This window comes from Streptomyces sp. NPDC048612 (genome assembly GCF_043199295.1).
GTDB lineage: Bacteria > Actinomycetota > Actinomycetes > Streptomycetales > Streptomycetaceae > Streptomyces.
In genome coordinates, this window is record NZ_JBICVV010000010.1 from 193,245 (window position 1) to 212,066 (window position 18,822).

The 18,822-nt window shown below is 73.7% G+C and carries 16 protein-coding genes; 7 read left to right on the plus strand and 9 right to left on the minus strand.

Annotated features, from left to right (window positions below; genetic code table 11):
• Positions 1-179: 179 nt before the first annotated feature.
• The 5 genes from ACGFN2_RS17920 to ACGFN2_RS17940 all read right to left on the minus strand — a co-directional run bounded on the left by ACGFN2_RS17920 (position 180) and on the right by ACGFN2_RS17940 (position 4,371).
• Entirely contained in the window at positions 180-965 is a 786-nt protein-coding gene (locus tag ACGFN2_RS17920) for a MerR family transcriptional regulator (RefSeq protein ID WP_362602554.1), read from the minus strand.
• A 272-nt stretch (positions 966-1,237) separates the two neighbouring features.
• Entirely contained in the window at positions 1,238-1,633 is a 396-nt protein-coding gene (locus ACGFN2_RS17925; RefSeq protein ID WP_362602551.1) for a GntR family transcriptional regulator, read from the minus strand.
• Positions 1,634-1,793: 160 nt separating this feature from the next.
• Positions 1,794-2,813, minus strand: coding sequence for an ABC transporter permease (locus tag ACGFN2_RS17930; RefSeq protein ID WP_393361300.1), 1,020 nt, complete (start codon positions 2,811-2,813; stop codon positions 1,794-1,796).
• The gene (locus tag ACGFN2_RS17935; RefSeq protein ID WP_393361303.1) at positions 2,810-3,739 is read right to left on the minus strand and encodes an ABC transporter ATP-binding protein; all 930 of its coding nucleotides are present in this window, start codon (positions 3,737-3,739) and stop codon (positions 2,810-2,812) included. The genes ACGFN2_RS17930 and ACGFN2_RS17935 overlap by 4 nt, the downstream gene beginning before the upstream one ends.
• Before the next feature lie 146 nt (positions 3,740-3,885).
• Complete coding sequence (locus ACGFN2_RS17940) at positions 3,886-4,371, minus strand: GNAT family N-acetyltransferase (RefSeq protein WP_362602541.1); 486 nt, start codon at positions 4,369-4,371, stop codon at positions 3,886-3,888.
• A 67-nt stretch (positions 4,372-4,438) separates the two neighbouring features.
• On the opposite strand from ACGFN2_RS17940, the gene ACGFN2_RS17945 reads away from it, so the two are divergent.
• Positions 4,439-5,242, plus strand: a complete 804-nt coding sequence (locus ACGFN2_RS17945) for an exodeoxyribonuclease III (RefSeq protein ID WP_362602538.1) — start codon at positions 4,439-4,441, stop codon at positions 5,240-5,242.
• 244 nt (positions 5,243-5,486) lie between these two features.
• On the opposite strand, the gene ACGFN2_RS17950 is transcribed toward ACGFN2_RS17945, so the two are convergent.
• Positions 5,487-5,999 carry a stress protein gene (locus tag ACGFN2_RS17950; protein WP_393361307.1) on the minus strand — a complete coding sequence of 171 codons (513 nt, stop codon included), beginning with the start codon at positions 5,997-5,999 and terminating at the stop codon, positions 5,487-5,489.
• A gap of 365 nt (positions 6,000-6,364) precedes the next feature.
• Here ACGFN2_RS17950 and ACGFN2_RS17955 point away from each other — a divergent pair, with 365 nt between their 5' ends.
• Positions 6,365-8,419, plus strand: a complete 2,055-nt coding sequence (locus ACGFN2_RS17955; RefSeq protein WP_393361310.1) for a BTAD domain-containing putative transcriptional regulator — start codon at positions 6,365-6,367, stop codon at positions 8,417-8,419.
• Positions 8,420-8,450: 31 nt separating this feature from the next.
• Here ACGFN2_RS17955 and ACGFN2_RS17960 read toward each other — a convergent pair whose 3' ends face one another.
• Positions 8,451-9,329, minus strand: a complete 879-nt coding sequence (locus tag ACGFN2_RS17960; protein ID WP_393361313.1) for a MerR family transcriptional regulator — start codon at positions 9,327-9,329, stop codon at positions 8,451-8,453.
• Between the two features lie 218 nt (positions 9,330-9,547).
• On the opposite strand from ACGFN2_RS17960, the gene ACGFN2_RS17965 reads away from it, so the two are divergent.
• From ACGFN2_RS17965 to ACGFN2_RS17980, 4 genes are all read left to right on the plus strand, one after another.
• Positions 9,548-11,077, plus strand: a complete 1,530-nt coding sequence (locus ACGFN2_RS17965; protein ID WP_393361316.1) for a flavin-containing monooxygenase — start codon at positions 9,548-9,550, stop codon at positions 11,075-11,077.
• Positions 11,074-12,057 carry an alpha/beta fold hydrolase gene (locus tag ACGFN2_RS17970; protein WP_393361319.1) on the plus strand — a complete coding sequence of 328 codons (984 nt, stop codon included), beginning with the start codon at positions 11,074-11,076 and terminating at the stop codon, positions 12,055-12,057. Before ACGFN2_RS17965 ends, ACGFN2_RS17970 begins: the two co-directional genes overlap by 4 nt.
• Positions 12,054-12,935: an SDR family oxidoreductase gene (locus ACGFN2_RS17975; protein WP_393361322.1), complete on the plus strand. Its 882-nt coding sequence runs from the start codon at positions 12,054-12,056 to the stop codon at positions 12,933-12,935. Before ACGFN2_RS17970 ends, ACGFN2_RS17975 begins: the two co-directional genes overlap by 4 nt.
• Before the next feature lie 150 nt (positions 12,936-13,085).
• Positions 13,086-13,343 carry a hypothetical protein gene (locus ACGFN2_RS17980; RefSeq protein WP_362602520.1) on the plus strand — a complete coding sequence of 86 codons (258 nt, stop codon included), beginning with the start codon at positions 13,086-13,088 and terminating at the stop codon, positions 13,341-13,343.
• 171 nt (positions 13,344-13,514) lie between these two features.
• Here ACGFN2_RS17980 and ACGFN2_RS17985 read toward each other — a convergent pair whose 3' ends face one another.
• The gene (locus ACGFN2_RS17985; protein ID WP_393361325.1) at positions 13,515-14,144 is read right to left on the minus strand and encodes a hypothetical protein; all 630 of its coding nucleotides are present in this window, start codon (positions 14,142-14,144) and stop codon (positions 13,515-13,517) included.
• A gap of 221 nt (positions 14,145-14,365) precedes the next feature.
• Between ACGFN2_RS17985 and ACGFN2_RS17990 the strand changes: the two genes are divergently transcribed.
• Positions 14,366-15,346 (plus strand): XRE family transcriptional regulator, encoded by a 981-nt coding sequence (locus ACGFN2_RS17990; RefSeq protein ID WP_362602514.1) that lies wholly within the window; start codon positions 14,366-14,368, stop codon positions 15,344-15,346.
• Between the two features lie 67 nt (positions 15,347-15,413).
• Here the strand turns inward: ACGFN2_RS17990 and ACGFN2_RS17995 are convergent, their stop codons facing one another.
• The gene (locus ACGFN2_RS17995; RefSeq protein WP_393361481.1) at positions 15,414-18,752 is read right to left on the minus strand and encodes a S41 family peptidase; all 3,339 of its coding nucleotides are present in this window, start codon (positions 18,750-18,752) and stop codon (positions 15,414-15,416) included.
• Positions 18,753-18,822 lie beyond the last annotated feature (70 nt).

Genomic DNA, 18,822 nt, shown 5'->3' on the forward strand with positions numbered 1-18,822 from the left:
GTCAGCCTTCTTCGGGCGAGCGGAGTGGGTGGAGGGGGCGAGCGAGCGCGAGTGAGGGGTGCGCGGTGTCCGGTGTGGGGCCGGTCCGGGGCTGGGGCTGGGTGCTCAGCCCGGTTGGGTGCTCAGCCCTCGGTACGGCGCTCAGTCCTCGTACAGCCGATGAGCCCTCGTGCGGTGCGTCAGGCCTCGTGGGCCGGGGACCGGCGGACGGCGTTGGCGTGGACGGCGGTGCGCAGGTACGGGGCGAGGCCGGGGCGTTGTTCGGTGGGCGGGACGAGCAGGGCGAAGGCGCGGGGGTCGGCGGCGAAGTCGTCGGCGATCCGGCCGTGCATGTCGGTGGGGCACGGCGTGAACCAGCGGGTGAGGTGCTGCCGGTGCTCCTCCGCGAGGTCCATCGCGGGGGTGCCGTCGGCCGGTTCCCCGGCGTCGAAGGCGGCGAGGAGCCGTCGGCGCCAGTCGGCGGCCTCGGCCATGATCGTCGCCCAGTCCTCCTTGGAGTGCGCGGCGGCCCGTGCCATCGAGCGCTGATGGCCCTCGCGGTGCTGCCACTTGAGATGGGCCTGGGTGGCGTACGTGAGGTCGAAGGTCACCTCGCCGAAGACCTCGAACCGCTCCTCGGGCGTCAGCTCCACACCGGTCTGCTGGACCTCCATGGCGTGTTCGGCGACCTCGACCAGCCGGTGCAGCTTGGCGATCTGGTCGTTGAGGAGGCGGTGCCGGGCGCGGAGGTGGTCGAGCGCGTTGGCCTGCGGGTCCTCCAGGATGGTGGCGATCTCGTCGAGCGGGAAGCCGAGTTCCCGGTAGAAGAGGATCTGCTGGAGCCGGGCGAGGTCGGTCTCGCTGTAGAGGCGGTAGCCGGCGGGGCTGCGGTCGCTGGGGGAGAGCAGGCCGGCCTTGTCGTAGTGGTGCAGGGTCCGCACCGTGATCCCCGCGAAACCGGAGACCTGCCCGACCGAGTAGCTCATCGCAGCGCCCTTCTTCCCGTCATGTCCGGCCGGCCCGCTGTCCTCCGTGGTGCGGTCACCGGTGGCCGGGGCCGTGCCGCTCCGTCACAGTGCGGCCTGACGTCGGGTGAGGGTCAAGCGGGGAGAGCCGGGAGAGCGGGGGCGGAGCGGCGGGGCCGTGCCGCGGCATCGTCGCCCCGTCCGCGGGTGCTCGGGACGCCCGCGGGTGCTCGGGACGGCCGGGGTCGGCGAAGGGCTCCTGCCCCGTCCGCCCGTCACCCCGCCCGTCCGCCTCAGCCGTCCGGGTAGCGGTCCTGGAGCACCGAGCTGACCAGGGCCTGGACATCCTCCCGGGCCAGGCCCTCCGCGCGTGCCCGGTCCATCCAGGCGCGGAGTTCCTCGCGGAGCAGGGTGTCCGCGGCGGACTGGGGGCGGGCGAGGGTGCGGCTGACGAAGGTGCCGAGGCCGGGGCGCGGTTCGACCAGGCCCTCGCGTTCCAGTTCGCGGTAGGCCTTGAGGGTCGTGTTGGGGTTGACCTTGGTCGTGGCGGCCACCTGTGCGGCGGTCGGCAGCCGGTCGCCCTCCACCAGGACGCCCAACCGCAGTGCCTGCTGGACCTGCTGCACGATCTGGAGGTAGGTGGCGACACCGCTGCGCCGGTCGATCCGGAATTCGACGACGCTCACCACCTCTCTGCTGCTTTCGTCCGTGCCGTCCTGGGTGCCGGACTGCCCGACCGCTTGATGATCGGCCCGGCCGTGCCGGGTGTCAAAGCGCCGCCCGGAACGTGCCCCGTACGGCAGGAACACCTGTCCGGCCGCCCGTCCCGGCCGGCGCGCCGCCGCCCGTTCAGAGCGGCCGCCGGTGGGTCCGCCGGACGACGAACGCCAGCACCGCGGCGGTCAGCGCCAGCAGCAGCGCCGCGCCCAGCCACTGCATCCCGGCCAGCTGCCCGTAGTCGAGGTACTGGGTCACCCGGCTGACGATGCCCAGCTTGGCGCGGCAGGCCTCGGCGTCGCCGCCGGAGCAGGTGCCGAAGCCGTAGAGCCTGCCGTCCGCGGTGGACACCCAGTCGTCCATCCGTACGGCGTCGGGCGGCAGGGCGGGGCCGCTGTCGGAGCCGTACGGGTAGATGGAGCTGCGCAGGGTGCCGAGCCGGGGGCGGACCCATTCGGCCCAGAGCAGGCCGGTGACCGCGGTGAGCAGGGCGGTGGCCGCCATGGCCGGCACCACCCGCTTGATCAGCATGCCGAGGGCGACACCGCAGGCGGCCAGGAAGAGGGTCCTGGCGACAGGGATGGGCCCGGTGCTGTCGAAGGCGCCGCCGGTCAGCCAGTCGCCGCCGTTGACCAGGGCGTGAGCGGGGGCCCACAGCCAGGTGAGGACGGCCGACAGTGCGGCGGTGCACAGTGCCGCGACGGCCAGCGGCAGGCCCAGCGCGGCGGCGATCCAGCGGCTGCGGCTCACCGACTGGGTGGTGACCAGCCTGACCGTGCCGTGCTCCTGCTCGGCCGCGATCAGCGGGGCGCCGAGGAAGATCCCGAAGAGGATGGGCAGGTACTGCACGAGGGTGAAGTCGAGGCCGAACATCGTGCCGAACCGGCTCTGGAACTCGGTGTACAGCCGCCCGTCGGCGTCGGGGGTGCCGCCGTGGTCGTGCAGGAAGTCCTGTACGCCGATGCGCTGGTAGGCGAAGACGGCGCAGCCGACGGCGGTGACCACCAGGGTGGTGCGCAGCAGGGCGCGGTGCCGGCGCCAGACCAGCCAGGGCAGGCCGCGCAGCAGCCCGCGGCGGCCGCCGGCCGTACCGTTCGCCCCGGCCGCCGCGGCCGTGACGTCCGCGGCGCCGGACGTGCGGGTGGTGCTCACGCCGCGGCCTCCCGCGGTCCGTCGACGCGGGCCTCGTCCGCGATCAGGCTGGGGGCGTCGGGCGCACGCAGATAGGCCAGCAGGACCTCCTCCATGCTCGGCGCCAGCACCTCCCAGCTGTCGGAGAGCGGGCCGCCGGCCCGCACCAGGGCGCTGAACTGCCGCCCGGTGACCCGCGATTCGACCACGGTGTGCTGCCGGCGCAGCTCCTCGGGCACCCCGTCGTCCCCCTCGGCGACGCCCGTCACCAGCAGGTGCGCGGGGATCAGGTCCTCGGTCTGGCCGGCCATCCGCAGCCGGCCCTCGGTGAGGACGAGGAGGTAGTCACACATGACCTCCATCTCGGAGAGCATGTGGGACGACATCAGGACGGTCGTGCCCTGTTCGGCGGCCTCGGCCATCAGCAGCCCCGACAGCTCGTGCCGGGCGAGCGGGTCGAGGTCGGACATCGGCTCGTCGAGCAGCAGCAGCTCGGGCCGCTTGCCGAAGGCGAGGGCGAAGGCGACGCGGGTGCGCTGGCCGCCCGAGAGGGTGCCGACGCGGGCGCTGAGCGGCACCTTGCCGGAGCGGACGATCCGCTCGGCCAGCTCCTGGTCCCAGCGCGGGTTGAGTTCACGGCCCAGCCGCAGCGTCTCGGCCACCGTGAAGCGGGGGTAGAGGGGCTTGTCCTGGGCGAGGTAGGCGACCCGGGTCAGGACCTCCGGGTCGGAGACCGGGACGCCGAACAGCTTCAGCGTGCCGGTGGTCGGCTGCACCAGGCGGGTCGCGGTGCCCAGGAAGGTGCTCTTGCCGGCGCCGTTGGGGCCGACGAGGGCGCAGATGTGGCCCGCGGGGAGCCGGAAGGAGCAGTCCCGCAGCGCCCAGCCGCGACCGTACTGCTTCCCCAGTCCTTCGGCCTCGATGGCCCATGGGCTCGGGTCGCTCACCCAGATCCCCCCTTTAGCTAGTTGATTAGTGGAATGAGTATGGGGAGCGGCCCGGACGCCTGTCAACAAAGGGAGGGGAGGGGCGGTGCGAGGAGCGGGCGGTCGGGGCGGCCGCCCGCTCGGGGGAGCGGGGCGGTCCGGCCGCCTCAGCCCTCCGCGGCCAGCGACTTCGCCATGCAGCGGCTGTCGTCGTACGTCCGGTAGAGGCCGAACTTCTTGACCGGTACATAGCCGCACGAGGCGTACAGCTCCAGCGCCTCGGGCTGCTTGATCCCCGTCTCCAGCACCATGCGGGAGCGCCCCGCGGCCCGTGCGTCGGCTTCCAGGGCGGCGAGGATCTGCCGCGCCAGCCCCCGCCCGCGCGCCTCCGGCACCACGTACATCCGCTTGATCTCGGCGTCGCCGACCGCGTACCCCTCCGCCGCGTCCTCCTGTCGCCGCCATCCGCCGGTGGCCACCGGGCGGGCCCCGTCGTAGGCGATCAGGTACATGCCGCGCGGCGGGGCGAACATCTCCGGGGCGAGCGGGGTGATGTCGCCGTCGTCGCCGTAGCGCCAGGCGTACTCCTGCTGCACCAGGGCGTCGAGGGTGACCGCGTCGGGGTGGTCATAGCGGACGGGGCGTATCTCCATTCCAGAAATCGTACGGGCGGGCCGGTGCCCGGCGCGAGGAGCCGCCGGGGGTGGGTATCGTGCCCGGATGCTCACCGTGACCTCTGTGAATGTGAACGGGCTGCGCGCCGCGGCCAAGAAGGGATTCGTCCCGTGGCTGGCGGGGACCGCGGCGGACGTGGTGTGCCTGCAGGAGGTACGGGCCGAGGCCGCCCAGCTCCCGGACGAGGTGCGGGAGCCCGCGGGCTGGTACACCGTGCACGCCCCGGCGGCCGCCAAGGGACGGGCCGGCGTCTCGCTCTACACCCGGCGGGAGCCGGACCGCGTCCGGGTCGGCTTCGGCTCGGCGGAATTCGACGGCAGCGGCCGCTACGTCGAGGCGGACCTGCCCGGCGTGACCGTCGCCAGCCTCTATCTGCCCTCCGGCGAGGTCGGCACGGAGCGGCAGGACGAGAAGGAACGCTTCATGGCGGAGTTCCTGCCCTACCTCGTCGACCTGCGCAAGCGGTCCGCCGCGGACGGCCGTGAGGTGGTGGTGTGCGGCGACTGGAACATCGCGCACCAGGAGGCCGACCTCAAGAACTGGAAGGCCAACCGGAAGAACGCCGGCTTCCTCCCGGAGGAGCGCGCCTGGCTGACCGACGTCCTGGACGAGACCCACGGCGGCTACGTGGACGTCGTCCGCGCACTGCACCCGGACACCGACGGGCCCTACTCGTGGTGGTCCTACCGGGGCCGCGCCTTCGACAACGACGCGGGCTGGCGCATCGACTACGCCATGGCCACCCCCGGCCTCGCCGCCCGCGCGACGAAGGCGTACGTGGAACGGGCGGCCGGCCATGACCAGCGGTGGTCGGACCATGCGCCGGTGACGGTGGTGTTCGAGCGGTAGGTCACGGCGGGACGCCCCGTCCGGCGGTGGTGCTCGCCGTGCTCTGCATGGCGACGGTCACTCGGCGGTGACGGCGCCCTCTTCCCCCGCAATTCCGTATGCCGTGTCCAGGCGGAGCCGGCGGAATTCTTGGATTGCTCCGGCGTGCGGGGTCTTGCGGGCCTTTGGGTGGTATGCACAACGGCCCGCCGGAGGACCGGCGGGCCGTTGTGCGGGGAGGCGGGTCAGTGGTGCGACCGGGGCCTCAGGAGACGCGGGAGAACTTCACGTAGCCGCCGTTGTCGGGGCGCTCCCAGATGCCGCGGAAGGCCCAGTTGATGTAGCCGCCGTCGCCCTGGTTCGTGAACTCGCCGTCCTCGAAGACCCAGATGCCGTAGACGACGCCGTCGTAGGTGGCGGTGCCGAACGACTTCACGCCGTTGAAGTGGTCCTCGTACGGCTGGCTCAGGTTGTGCACCATGACGTTGTACTTGCCGCCGGCCGCGTAGAACGCCGACTCCATGAAGCTCTTGACGAAGCCCTCGCGGTTCTGGGCGGTCTTGATCGACGCCTCGATCTTGTTGGCGATGCCCAGCACGTCGACGTTGAGGTTGAGGTTCGCGTTGGCGCCGACGCTGACGGGCGACTCGCCCGCGGCCGCGGCGGCGGCCACCGGCGTGGCCGAGGCGGTCGCCGGGAAGGCCACGGCGGTGCCGGTCAGCGCCGCGCACAGGGCGGCTGCGGCGAGGCTCTTCTTCACGAGGTTCTTCCGGGACATGGTTGTCCTCCATGTGTAGGGGGTGGCAGACCTCCCCGTCCCCGGTGCGGTTGCGGGGACGGAGAGGCGGCCCGGGGCAGCCGCTGGGGAATGCCACTGCGCCGGTGCGGAAACGATGATTCGCGGCCCGGCTCATGATCCGCTCACGTCGTGATCACGGAGTCCGGCAACGGCCCGCGTTTTATTGACTTTTCGTCAATTCGCTGACTGTGTCCATATAGTGAGAGCGAATGAGGGAATCGGAACCCAGTGTTCCTACCGGTGGTCTTCCTGGAAAAAGGGGCGGTTTGCCGTGCGTCCACCGGCGGCGTGAACTTGAGGTCACAATGGTTCAGTTGCGGCTACTAGGGCCAGTTGAAATTGAAGTGAACAATGGGCGACTGCTGAGTTTGGGAACCGGCCGGCTGCGCAGTGTGGCGGCGATTCTGATCAGCGAGGTCAATCAGGTGATCACGGTGAGCAGAATGATCGACCTGGCCTGGGACGCGGACCCGCCGGCCAGGGCGAGAGGCGTGGTCCACAACCATGTGCACCGCCTGCGGCGGCTGTTGGTCGGCCAGGCCGAGATCGCCACCCGCGGCCAGGGGTACGCGCTGCTCGCCGATCCGTGCGCGGTGGACGTCAACCGCTTCCGGTATCTGGTGTCCGGCGCCTATGAGGACGAGCCGCGGACCGCCGTCGCCAAACTGCGCCAGGCGCTCGGGCTGTGGCGGGGGGAGGCGCTGGCGGACGTGCCCGGTGAGCGGGTGCGGCGGATGCTGGGCGTCGGGCTGACGCAGGCGCGGGTGGCGGCGCTGCAGGAGCTGGGCTCCAGGCTGCTGATGCTGGGCCGCTACGGGGAGCTGATCACGGAGCTGACCGCCTGGCTCGCGGAGCACCCCCTGCACGAGGAGCTGACCGCGCTCCTGATGCGCGCCCTCCAGGCCAGCGGCAGACAGGCGGAGGCCCTCGACCACTACCACCGCACCAGACGCCATCTGGAAGAGCACTTGGGCATCGACCCCGGCCCGGCGCTCAGTGCGACCTATCTGGCGGTGCTCAGCGGGAAGCCCATGGCCACCCCGCCCTTCGCCACTCATGCGCGGGCCGGGAGCGGGGTGGGGGTGGGGCACGGGGCCGGTGCCGGGACCGGGTCCGGCTCGCGCACCGGGGCCGGCGTCCGCTCCGGTCCGGGGGCCGCCGCGCCGTACGCCCCCGATCCGGCCGCGCCGGGCGACCACCCTGGCCCCGGCCCCACCACGTCATACGCCCCCACCGCCCCGCACGCCCCCGCCGCCCCCTACGCCCCGACTGCCCCCTACCCCCAGGCCGCCTCCCACGGCCCCGACCGCCCCTCCGCCCCGCTTCCGCACCCGCCCCGGCCCACCCAACTCCCGCCCCGTATCGCCGACTTCTGTGGACGGGCGCGGGAGATCGTCGCGCTGGACCAGACGCTGGACCGGCTGCCGCGGCCGGACTGTGTGGTGCTCGCGGGGGGCGGCGGGGCCGGCAAGACCACGCTGGCGGTGCACTGGGCGCACCGTCACCAGGCGGAGTTCCCCGACGGGCAACTCTTCGCCGATCTGCGGGGGTTCGAGCGTCCCCCGATGCGGCCCGACACCGTGCTGGGGATGTTCCTGAGGGCCCTGGGGGTGCCCGAGGCGCAGATACCCGACGGTCTGGCGGAGCGCTCGGCGCTCTACCGTGCGCTGCTCGCCGGGCGGCGGATGCTCGTGCTGCTGGACAACGCCGGCACGGCGGAACAGGCGCGCCCGCTGCTGCCCGCGACGCCGGGCTGTCTGGCCGTGGTGACCAGCCGGCGGCGGCTGAGCGGGCTGGTGGTCCGGGACGGCGCGGCCCTGGTCACGGTGGGGCCGTTCGCCGCGGACGACGCCCTGCAGCTGCTGGGCAACGCCCTGGGCCCGGCGCGTCTCGCGGCGGACCCGGCGGCCGCCCGGGAGCTCGTCGAGCGCTGCGACCGGCTGCCGCTGGCGCTGCGGATCGCCGCGGCCCGGCTGATGGCGCACCCCGACTGGCCACTGGGCTGCTGGACCGGGAAGCTGGCCGACGAGCGCCGCCGGCTCCAGGAACTGTCCGCACACGACGCCGATCTGGCGGTGGAGGCCTGCCTCTATCTCAGCTACCGCGCGCTGTCGAGCGGGGCCGCCCGGCTGTTCCGCCTCCTCGGGCTCCACCCCGGCCCGGACGTGGACCTGCCCGCCGCCGCGGCCCTGGCCGGCCGCGATGCCGAACGTACCCACCGCCACCTCGCCGAGCTGAGCGACGCGCACCTGGTCGAGGAGCATGCGCAGGGGCACTACGTACGGACCGAGCTGGTGCGCCTCTACGCCGCGCAGCGCGTCGCGTCCGAGGAGACCCCGGCCGACCGGGACCTCGCCCGGGAGCGGCTGCGGGACCACATGGCGCTCTACGGACGGTGACGGCGCGAGGCCGTCCCCCGGCGGCCCGCGGTCACCTCTCCTCCGGTCCGTCCGGTCTCTCCGGCCCCTCCGGTCTCTCCGGCCCCTCCGGCCCCTCCGGCCCCTCCGGTCCCGCCGGTCTCTCCGGGGGCAGCCACCTCGCCACCTCCGCGCGGACCCGGCGGTCCATGGCCATGGACAGCTCGGCCTCGACCACGCCCTTGGAGAGCGGGCGGAGCTTCTCGATGGTCTCGCTGATCCGGTCGACCTCGTGGGGGGCGACGTCCTCGCACGCCGCGAGGCGGCCGAGGACGTCGGACAGGAGGTGGGTGCGGATCAGGTCGGTGAAGACGTCGGCGAGGGCGTCGGCGTGCGCGCGTACCTGGCGGCCGGCCTCCAGGACGGCGGCCAGCGGGACGCCCTTGTGGACGAGCTCGGTGGAGGCGTCCAGGAGGCGGCGGCTGATGTGCACGAACGCGTCGCCGTCGACGGCGAGATAGCCGATGTCCAGGGACGTGCTGAGGTTCTCGGGAGTGATGTCCTCGCTGAAGTGATCGGCGAGTGCCTCGGGGGTGAGGCGGACCGGTGTCTCCTCGGACCAGGGCGGGACCAGGGGGTTCTCCAGGCCGAGGAGTTCGCCCACGTCGCGGCCGGTGTCGAAGGCGGCGAGGAGTTCGGCGATGCCGCCGAGGGTGTGGCCGCGCTCCAGGAGGGCGCCGATGGTGCGCAGCCGGGCGAGGTGGTGCTCGTTGTACCAGGCGATCCGGCCCTCGCGGCGCGGCGGCGGGATGAGCTTGCGCTCGCGGTAGAAGCGCAGCGTACGGACCGTGATGCCGGCTTCCCTGGCCAGGTCGGCCATCCGGAGTTCGCGCGGGGGGCGGGGGTCCGCGGGCTCCGTCCGCGCGTCCTGGGGGTTCTCGTTCGCTGCCACGGGTTCAGCCTATGCCGGGGGCGTGCATCGGGGCCGGGGTGTACGACCGGCGGTAACTTCCTTCCGTCCGCCCCCTACCGCTCGGTACGTGGCTGCCCTACGCTCCCATTGCGCCAGTGATTGCTGGCGCGGTTGGCCGGCCGGCTGGGACGGCCGCCGTGCCCGCGGGCACGGCACCGAAAATGGCAGGAAGAACGTCGGACTCGGGAGGCGGCGGGATGGACGGGCACGAGCGCAGGCATGTGCGGGTTGCGGTGATCGGATCGGGCTTCGGTGGCCTGGGGGCGGCGGTCCGGCTGCGGCGCCAGGGGATCACCGACTTCGTGATCCTGGAACGGGCCGACGCGGTCGGCGGCACCTGGCGGGACAACAGTTATCCGGGGTGTGCGTGCGATGTGCCCTCGCACCTCTACTCCTTCTCCTTCGCGCCCAACCCGGAGTGGCCGCGGAACTTCTCCGGGCAGCCGCACATCCGGGCGTACCTGGAGCGGGTCACCGACACCTTCGGGCTGCGCCCGCACCTCCGCTTCAACTCGGAGGTGCGCGCCCTGCGGTGGAACGGGGACGCGCTGCACTGGGAGGTGGAGACCGCGAGCGGGCCGCTGACCGCGGATGTGGTGGTGTCGGCGACCGGGCCGCTGTCGGACCCGAAGGTGCCCGACATCCCCGGGCTGGACACCTTCCCCGGCAAGGTCTCGCACTCCGCCCGCTGGGACCACGACTACGACCTGCGCGGCAAGCGCGTCGCCATGATCGGCACCGGGGCCTCGGCGATCCAGATCGTGCCGGCCATCCAGCCGGAGGTGGAGCGCCTCACGCTCTTCCAGCGCACCCCGCCCTGGGTGCTGCCGCGCGCCGACCGCAAGATCAGCGCGGCCGAGAAATGGCTGCACACCAAGGTCCCGGCGACCCGGGCCGCGCGCCGCGGGCTGCTGTGGGGCATCCGGGAGCTGCAGGTCAGCGCCTTCACCAAGCGCCCCAACGAGCTGGGCCTGATCGAGCGCCTGGCCCGCAGCCACCTGAACAAGGCCGTCAAGGACCCGGCGCTGCGGGCCGCGCTCACCCCCGACTACCGCATCGGCTGCAAGCGCATCCTGCTCTCCAACACCTACTACCCGGCGCTGGCGCAGCCCAATGTGGACCTGTTCTCCGCGGGGCTGAAGGAGGTCCGCGGCAGCACCCTCGTCGGCGCCGACGGGAGCGAGACCGAGGCCGACGCGATCGTCTTCGGCACCGGCTTCCACGTGACGGACCTGCCGATCGCGCAGCGCGTCACGGGCGCCCACGGGACGACGCTGGCCGAGGAGTGGAAGGACGGGATGGCGGCGCTGCGCGGCGCCACCGCGGCCGGCTTCCCCAACTTCCTCACCATCATCGGGCCCAACACCGGCCTCGGGAACAGCTCGATGATCCTGATGATCGAGGCCCAGCTGAACTACCTGGCCGACTACATGCGCCAGCTCGACGTCCTCGGCGGCAAGATCGCGCTGAGCGCCCGCCCGTCCGCCGTCCAGGACTGGAACCGCAGGCTCCAGCAGCGGATGACCCGCACGGTGTGGAACGTCGGCGGCTGCGACAGCTGGTACCTGGACGCCAATGGCCGCAACACCACCGTCTGGCCGGGCACGACCGGGGAGTTCAAGAAGGTCACCCGGCAGGTCGACCTCGCGGAGTACGAGGTGCTGCGGCCACCGGGCGGCGCCACCACGGGCAGGAGCACCGGCGAGCGCGCGGAGGTGGCCGTATGAGCCGCCGGCCCGCCCATGTCACCAGCGGCCCGTACGCCCCGCCGGTGCCGCGTACGACGCGGAGCGTCACCTCGGCCGACGGCGCCCGGGTGTACACCGAGATCCACGGCCCCGAGTCCGCCCCCGCCGTCGTCCTGGCGCACGGCTGGACCTGCTCGACCGCCTTCTGGGCCCCGGTCGTCCGCGACCTGGCCACCGACCACAAGGTCGTGCTCTACGACCAGCGCGGCCACGGCCGCAGCCCCGCCGCCCGCCCGGCGGGCCACAGCACCCATGCCCTCGCCGACGACCTGGTCGCCGTACTGGAGGCGACCCTGGCGGCGGGCGAACGGGCCGTGCTGGGCGGCCACTCCATGGGCGGCATGACGATCATGGCCGCCGCCGAGCGGCCACAGCTGCGCGAACGGGCCGCGGCCGCGCTGTTGTGCAGCACCGGCAGCGCCGATCTGCCCGCGGAGTCACGGGTGTTCCCGCTGCGCGGCCCGAACGGCCGCCGGCGCGCCCACCGGCTGATGCTGCGCTCACGGGCCCCGCTCGGCCCGGTCTCGCCGCTCACCCGGCGGGCCCTGCAGTACGCCACCATGGGGCCGGGCGCCACCGCCGAGCAGATCGAGGCCTGCGCCCGGATCGTGCACGGCTGCCCGACCGGGGTACGGGCCCGCTGGGGCGCCGTGCTGGACGGTCTCGAACTGACCGGTGGCGCCGCCCGGCTGGAGCTGCCGACCGCGGTCCTCGCGGGCACCGCCGACCGGCTCACCCCGCTGGTGCAGGCCCGCCGGCTGGCCTCCGTCCTCCCCGACTTCCGCGGGCTGACCGAGCTGCCGGGGCGGGGCCACATGACGCCCATCGAGGACCCCGGCGCGGTCTCCGGGCTGCTGCGCTCGCTCGTACAGGACCATCTGCGCGGCACCGGCGTGACGGCGGCAGCGGCCGCCGAAGTGCCCGGCGGCGCACGGCAGAAGAAGGAGGAGTCGGCATGAGGGCGAGCAGGGATCTGACCGGGCAGGTCGTCGTGGTGACCGGTGCGGCGCGCGGGGTCGGTGCGCTGCTCGCGCGGAAGCTGTCGGCGCGCGGTGCGACGCTGGCGCTGGTCGGCCTGGAAGCGGACGCACTGCGTGCCGTCGCCGCCGGTCTGCACGGCCCGGCGCACCACTGGCACGCCGACGTCACCGACCACGAGGCGATGGCCCGGGTGGCGGGCGAGGTCAAGGACCACTTCGGGAAGGCCGATGTGGTCGTCGCCAACGCCGGGGTGGCGACCGGCGGGCCGTTCGCCGACTCCGACCCCGCCGACTGGAAGCGGGTCATCGAGGTCAACCTCATCGGCGGCGCGGTCACCGGCCGCGCCTTCCTCCCCCTCCTCACGGCGTCCCGCGGCTACTTCCTGCAGATCGCCTCGCTGGCCGCGATCACCCCGGCGCCGATGATGACCGCGTACTGCGCGTCCAAGTCGGGTGTCGAGGCGTTCGCGCACTGTCTGCGCGCGGAGGTCGGCCACAAGGGCGTACGGGTCGGCGTCGGCTATCTGAGCTGGACGGACACCGACATGGTGCGGGGCGCCGACCAGGACGAGGTGATGCGCGAACTGCGCTCCCGGCTGCCCTGGCCGGCGAACCGCACCTATCCCCTGGGACCCGCCGTCGACCGGATCGTCGCGGGCATCGAGCGCCGCTCCGCGCATGTCTACGGGCAGGGCTGGCTGCGCGGGATGCAGGCGGTCCGCGGATATCTGCCCTCGCTCATCGGGACGGCGGGGCGGCGCGAGATGCGGCGCTTCGGGGACCGGCTGGACGGGATGCGGGTCGGGCTGGTGGGCGCCGGGGGCGCGGCGGACGAGAAGGCGCGGGCGGACCGGTGAGCGGCCGCTGAGCCACGGCCGCGCCGCCGCCGAGCCCTCGCGGTACTCACGGTGTGTAGTCAATCGTGATCGAAATGCGAGCAATGTCCGGGCGTGTCACGCTGAACGGGGCCCAAAACCCCCCTTTACACCCCACTAGGAGTGAACAGCATGGGCATCAAGGACCAGTTCCAGGACAAGGCCAACGAGCGCAAGGACCAGGCGCACATGGCCATGGGCGACGCTCGCGAGCAGGGTCACGAGCGCGGCCAGCGCCCGGACCACGAGCGCGGCGGTCAGCGCCAGGACCGTGAGAACGGGCGCCAGGGCGGCCAGGACCGCGGCCAGCAGCCCCGTGAGCGCGGCCAGCAGGGCCGCCGGCCGGCCCAGGACGCGATGGACGCCGCCGAGGGCCGTCACCAGAGCTGACGTGGCTCGTCCTGAACACCACGCACGGCGACGTACGCGCCAAGCGTGAAGGGGCGCACCCGGTCGACCGGGTGCGCCCCACCGTGTTGCCCCGTTCCCCCCACTGCCCTGCCGCCCCGTTCCCCCGTTTCCCCCAACGCCCGTGACCGCGGGGTCAGTCGGTGGCCGCGGTCAGCTGACGACCTTGAGCTCCGTCGGCCAGCCGTGGCGTCCGGCCTGGGTGAAGAGGTGGGTGATGTCGGCCGGGCTCAGCTTGATGCAGCCCAGCGAGCGGTAGTCGTCGGCGCCTTCCCAGCGGTAGGGGCTGTCCTTGCCGGGCTGCGGGTCGGCCTGGCTGCCCTCGGGCCACATCTCGCTGTGCACGAACAGCTCGGCGCGGGTGGTCCGGCCGTTCTCGCACACCTTGTCCTGGACGTGGATCACCTTCCCGTTCACCCCCTGGTCCCCGCCGTTGTAGTGCGCGTCGTGGGCCAGCACCTGGTAGGTGCCGTTCGGCAGCCAGCCCTGCGAGGTGGCGCACTCGTTCTTTCCGTCGGGTCCGCCGTCGCCGGAGCCGGCGCGGTACGTGGCGAGCACCGTGTCCCTGGCGTCCGGGACGCTCTTCATCAGGGAGAGCCGCGAGTCGCCCGGGTCGCTCTGGTTCTTGTCGAAGGAGAGGTACGTACCGCCGGCCGCGGCGGCCTCGGTGGTCTTCCCGGACGCCGGCGGGGCGGCCGTCGCGGGGGCTGCTGCGGTGGCGGTCAGGCCGCCGGCCAGTGCCAGCACGGCGGCCAGCGGCGCGATCCGGTGACGGATTGCCATGGGTGAATCTCCGTTGCGGTGGGGGTGGTGCCGGGCCTTGTGCGCAGGCCCCGGCCGGGAACGCTAGGACCGCCATGTAATGAGCACGTAACCGGAAGATGATCGGTCGTCTCGGACCGGCACCCGGCCGTCCGTGCAGGTCAGTTGGGCACCGGCCGTCCGGTCACGCGGCGTCGGGGACGGTGTTGTGCCGCCGGGCCGGCGGCGGTTCAATGGCCCGCATGAAGAGCACGGGGGGCGACGACGGCTTATCCCCGGCTGCGGCCGGGGACGCGGCCGCACTCGTCGGACTGATGCAACAGCTCAAGGACCAGTCCGGGTTGACCTACCGTCAGCTCGAACAGCGGGCGGCGGAACGGGGCGAGGTGCTCGCCCGCAGCACGCTCGCCGACGTCCTGCGCAGACGGACCCTGCCGCGCGCCGAACTCCTCGCCGCGTTCCTGCGGGCCTGCGGCCGTGCGGACGAGGAGGTCGGCGCCTGGCTCGCGGCGCGGCAGGACATCGAGGAGCGGGCGACGACGGTGCACGGGGAGCCGCCGGAGGGTCGTAAGGCGCCCGGCGGGGCCGCCGCCCCCGGCACCCCGCCCCGCCGCCCGTTCCGCACACCGCTGCTGCTGAGCGGTGCCGTCGCGCTGGTGGTGCTGCTGCTCGCCGTCGGTGTACCGCTGCTGACCGGGGGCGACGCCGCCCGGCACGAGGCCGTGGCGGAGGCGCCGCTGCCCACCGGCGAGGTCCGCATCCGTCCGCTGCGGGCTCCGGACCTGTGCCTGACGGACGGGCGGGTGCTGCGGGCGCGCCGCTACCGCACGGTCGCCGTGCAGCGGTCCTGTGCCGAGGCCGTACCGCCGCGGACGCATCTGACGGCGGCCGGCGCGGGGCACCACCGCATCCGGTGGACCCATCGTGACGGCGGCGAGGGCTGTCTGGTCCTGCTGCGCGAGCCCGGACTGGACGGGCTGCTGGAGCCGTGGGACGACTGCACGGCGGGCGGGCCCGCGCAGTTGTTCCGGGTGGAACCGGCCGGCGGGCGGACGGGCGCCGACGGGCGGAAGGGGACCGGCGGGACGGCGTACCGGCTGCGGCTGAGCGGTGACGGCGCCGGGCGGTGCGTCACCCTCGGCGGCCGGGAGCCCGGCGTCACCGCCCTCGCCCGGCCGTGCACGGGAGCGGACGACCAGACGTTCCTGATCGGCCCGGAGTGAGGCGAACGGGCCACCGGGGGCAGCGGGTCAGCGCGGACGGCGGGCCAGCGGCGCGGACCGGTGCGCGTCAGGCCCCGGCCGCCTCCGCCGTCCCTCCGCTGCGCGGCGGCAGCTGCGGCCGCCGCAGGTCCGGCACGTCCGACAGGTCCGGAGGGGTGGCCGCCGGATGCCGCTCCAGCAGCTCCAGCGCGGTGCGGATCGCGACGCCCAGCTGGGGGTGCCGGCCCTCCGCCCAGTGCAGGGGGGAGCGCAGGGCCTCGATGTCGACCTCGACGCCGTGGTTCTCCACGCCCCAGCCGTAGAGCCGGAACCACGCGGCGTTCATCGGGACGGTGATCGCGGTGCCGTCGGCGAGCCGGTGGCGGCCGGTCATCCCGACCACCCCGCCCCAGGTGCGCATGCCGACCACCGGGCCGAGGCCCTGGAGCTTGAAGGCCGCGGTGATCATGTCGCCGTCGGAGGAGGTCATCTCGTCGGCGACCGCCACGATGGGGCCGCGCGGCGCGTTGCTGGTGTACGAGACGGGCTCGGCGTCCCGGGTCAGGTCCCAGCCCATGATGGTGCGGGTCAGCTTCTCGATCACCAGCTCGGAGATGTTGCCGCCCGCGTTGCCCCGGACGTCCACGATCAGCGCGGGCCGGGAGACCTCCATCCGCAGATCGCGGTTGAACTGTGCCCAGCCGGAGCCGCCCATGTCGGGGATGTGCAGATAGCCGCACCGGCCGCCGCTCAACTCCCGTACCACCGCGCGGCGTTTGGCCACCCAGTCCTGGTAGCGCAGCGGCCGCTCGTCGACCAGCGGGACCACCGCGACCCGGCGGGCCGGGCCCTCGCCGTCCGGCGGGGAGAACGTCAGCTCCACGGTGGTGCCGCCGGCCGCGGCCAGCAGGGGAGCGGGGCCGGTCACCGGGTCCACCGGGCGGCCGTCGACATGGGTGAGCGCGCTGTCCTCGCGGATGCCCGTACCGGCCAGCGGGGAACGGGCCCTGGAGTCCGAGGACTCGCCGGGCAGAATCCGGGTGACCACCCAACGGCCGTCCCGGCACACGAGGTTGGCGCCGAGCAGGCCCATGGCGCGCTGGTAGTGCGGCGGTCCCTCGTTGCGGCGGGCGCCGGTGACATAGGCGTGCGAGGTCCCGAGTTCGCCCATCACCTCGCGCAGCAGATCGGCGAACTCGTCGGGGGAGGCGACCCGGTCGAGCAGCGGCCGGTACTGGGCCAGCACCGCGTCCCAGTCGACCCCGCACATCCGCGGGTCCCAGAAGTACGCCCGGGTGATCCGGCCCGCCTCCTCGAACGCCTGGTGCCACTCCGCGACCGGATCGACGTCGTGCAGGATGCGCCGCAGGTCCAGGAAGACCGTGGAGTCGCTGTCGGGTGGTTCGGTCGCCGGTACCGCGCGCAGGTCGCCCTCGTCGTTGACGACCAGCCGCGAGCCGTCGCCGCTGAGCGCGAACCCGTCCAGGGAGCTGGTGAGTTCGGTGCGCCGGGCCTTGGTCAGGTCGAAGTGTTCGAGGGTGGGGCGGCCGGAGGTCTCGGCAGGGTTGGCGAAGGTCTCGCCCAGCGCGCCGGAGATCGGCCAGCGCAGCCAGACCAGCCCGCCGCCGCCGACCGGCTCCAGGGACGAGTACTTGGACGCCGCCACCGGGAACGGCGTGACCCGGTTCTCCAGCCCTTCCACCTCGACCAGCACCGGCCCCTCACCGGACGGCGGAGGGATCTCGTCCGGGTCCAGACCGCCCGCGGCGGGGCGGCCCTCCGGGGACAGTGCGAACGGGGACGGCGTCGCCGACGACAGCGGCACGAGGTGCGGGCGGCAGCCCAGCGGGAACGACAGGTCGCCGGTGTGCACGTCGTAGACCGGGTCGAAGCCGCGCCAGGACAGGAACGCCAGATAGCGGCCGTCGCGGGTGAACACCGGCTGCTCGTCCTCGAACCGGCCGTTGGTGACGTCGACGATGTGCCCGTCGGACAGCCGGGCCATCTTGATCTGCCGCAGGGTCCGTCCGATGCCGGGGTGCGACCAGGTCAGCCAGCGGGAGTCGGGGGAGAACGCCAGGTCGCGGACCGGGCCGTTGACGGAGCGGATCAGCTCGGTGACCCCGCCGGAGCCGGCCTCCTCCGTGCCCGCCGCCTCCTCCGGGCGGGCCACGTCCACCAGCAGCAGCCGGCCGTCGTGCGCGGCCACCGCCAGCCGGTCGCCGTCCGGCGCCGCGGTCATCTCGTGGACCCGGCCCAGCTCCCCGGCGGCCAGCCGGCGCGGTTCGCCCGGCGCGCCAGCCCGCGGCAGGTTGGTGATCTCGATCGCGTCGTCGCCCTCGGCGTCGGTGACATAGGCGATCCGGCCGCTGGCGCCCAGCATCTCGGGGAGCCGGACCCGTATGCCGGGGACGTCGTGGATGGTCCGGGCCGGGCCGTCGCGGTGGGTGAGCCAGTACAGGCTGCCGCGGACGCCGACCGCGCTGGCCCGCCCGGTCGTGTCCACCGCGAGCGCGGTGACGTGCGAGGCGGCCGGGACCTGGTAGCCGCGCCGCCCGGCCCGCGGGCCGCCCAGCCGCACCGCCAGCTTGCGCGCCGCCGCGTCCGGGCCGAGGCCGTCGATCAGCCAGAGGTCACCGGCGCACTGGTAGACGATCCGCTCGCCGTCGGTCGAGGCGTGCCGGGCGTAGAAGTCGGCGTGGTCGGAGTGGCGGCGCAGGTCGGTGCTGTCGGGCAGACAGGAGTAGACGTTGGCGATGCCCTCGTGGTCGGAGAGGAACGCGATCCGGCCGCCGACGAACATCACCGAGTCCAGGTGCCCGTGCAGATCCGGCAGCAGCCGGGTGCCGTGCAGCCACATCCGGCCCATCGCGCCGCCCCGGTAGCGCTTCCAGGAGGCCGGCTCGTGCGGCGGCTTGCCGGTCAGCAGCAGGGTGCGGTGCTCCCCTCCGAGATCGGCGACCGCGATGTCGGAGACCGGCCCCCAGGGCAGCCGGCCGCCGGGGCTGCCGTCGGTGGGCACGCTGTAGGCCCACGAGTAGTACGAGAACGGCTGGCCGTGCGAGGAGACCGCCAGGACGTGGCTGTGGCCCTCGTGGTCGGGGGGCGCCCAGCCGCAGACCCGCGCGTCCGTGCTGCCCCAGTACGTCAGCCGGCGGGCCGGGCCGCCCTCGACCGCCGCGAGATGGACCTCAGGGTCGAGGCTGCGCCAGGTCGTGAAGGCGATCTGCCGCCCGTCGGGGGAGAAGCGGGGGTGGCCGACGCGGGTGCGGTCCACGGTCAGCCGCCAGGCGCGGCCGGGCTCCCCGCCGTCCGGGGCGAGCGGGGCGATCCACAGGTCGTCCTCGGCGGCGAAGCAGAGCAGATCGCCGTGCAGATGCGGAAAGCGCAGATAGGAGCCGCCGGGCGGGTCCGGCCGGGCCGGCATCCGGCGCAGCCGCCCGCGAGGCTTGGCGGGGTCCGGCTCCGGGCGCTGCCCGACGGCCTCGGGTGCATCG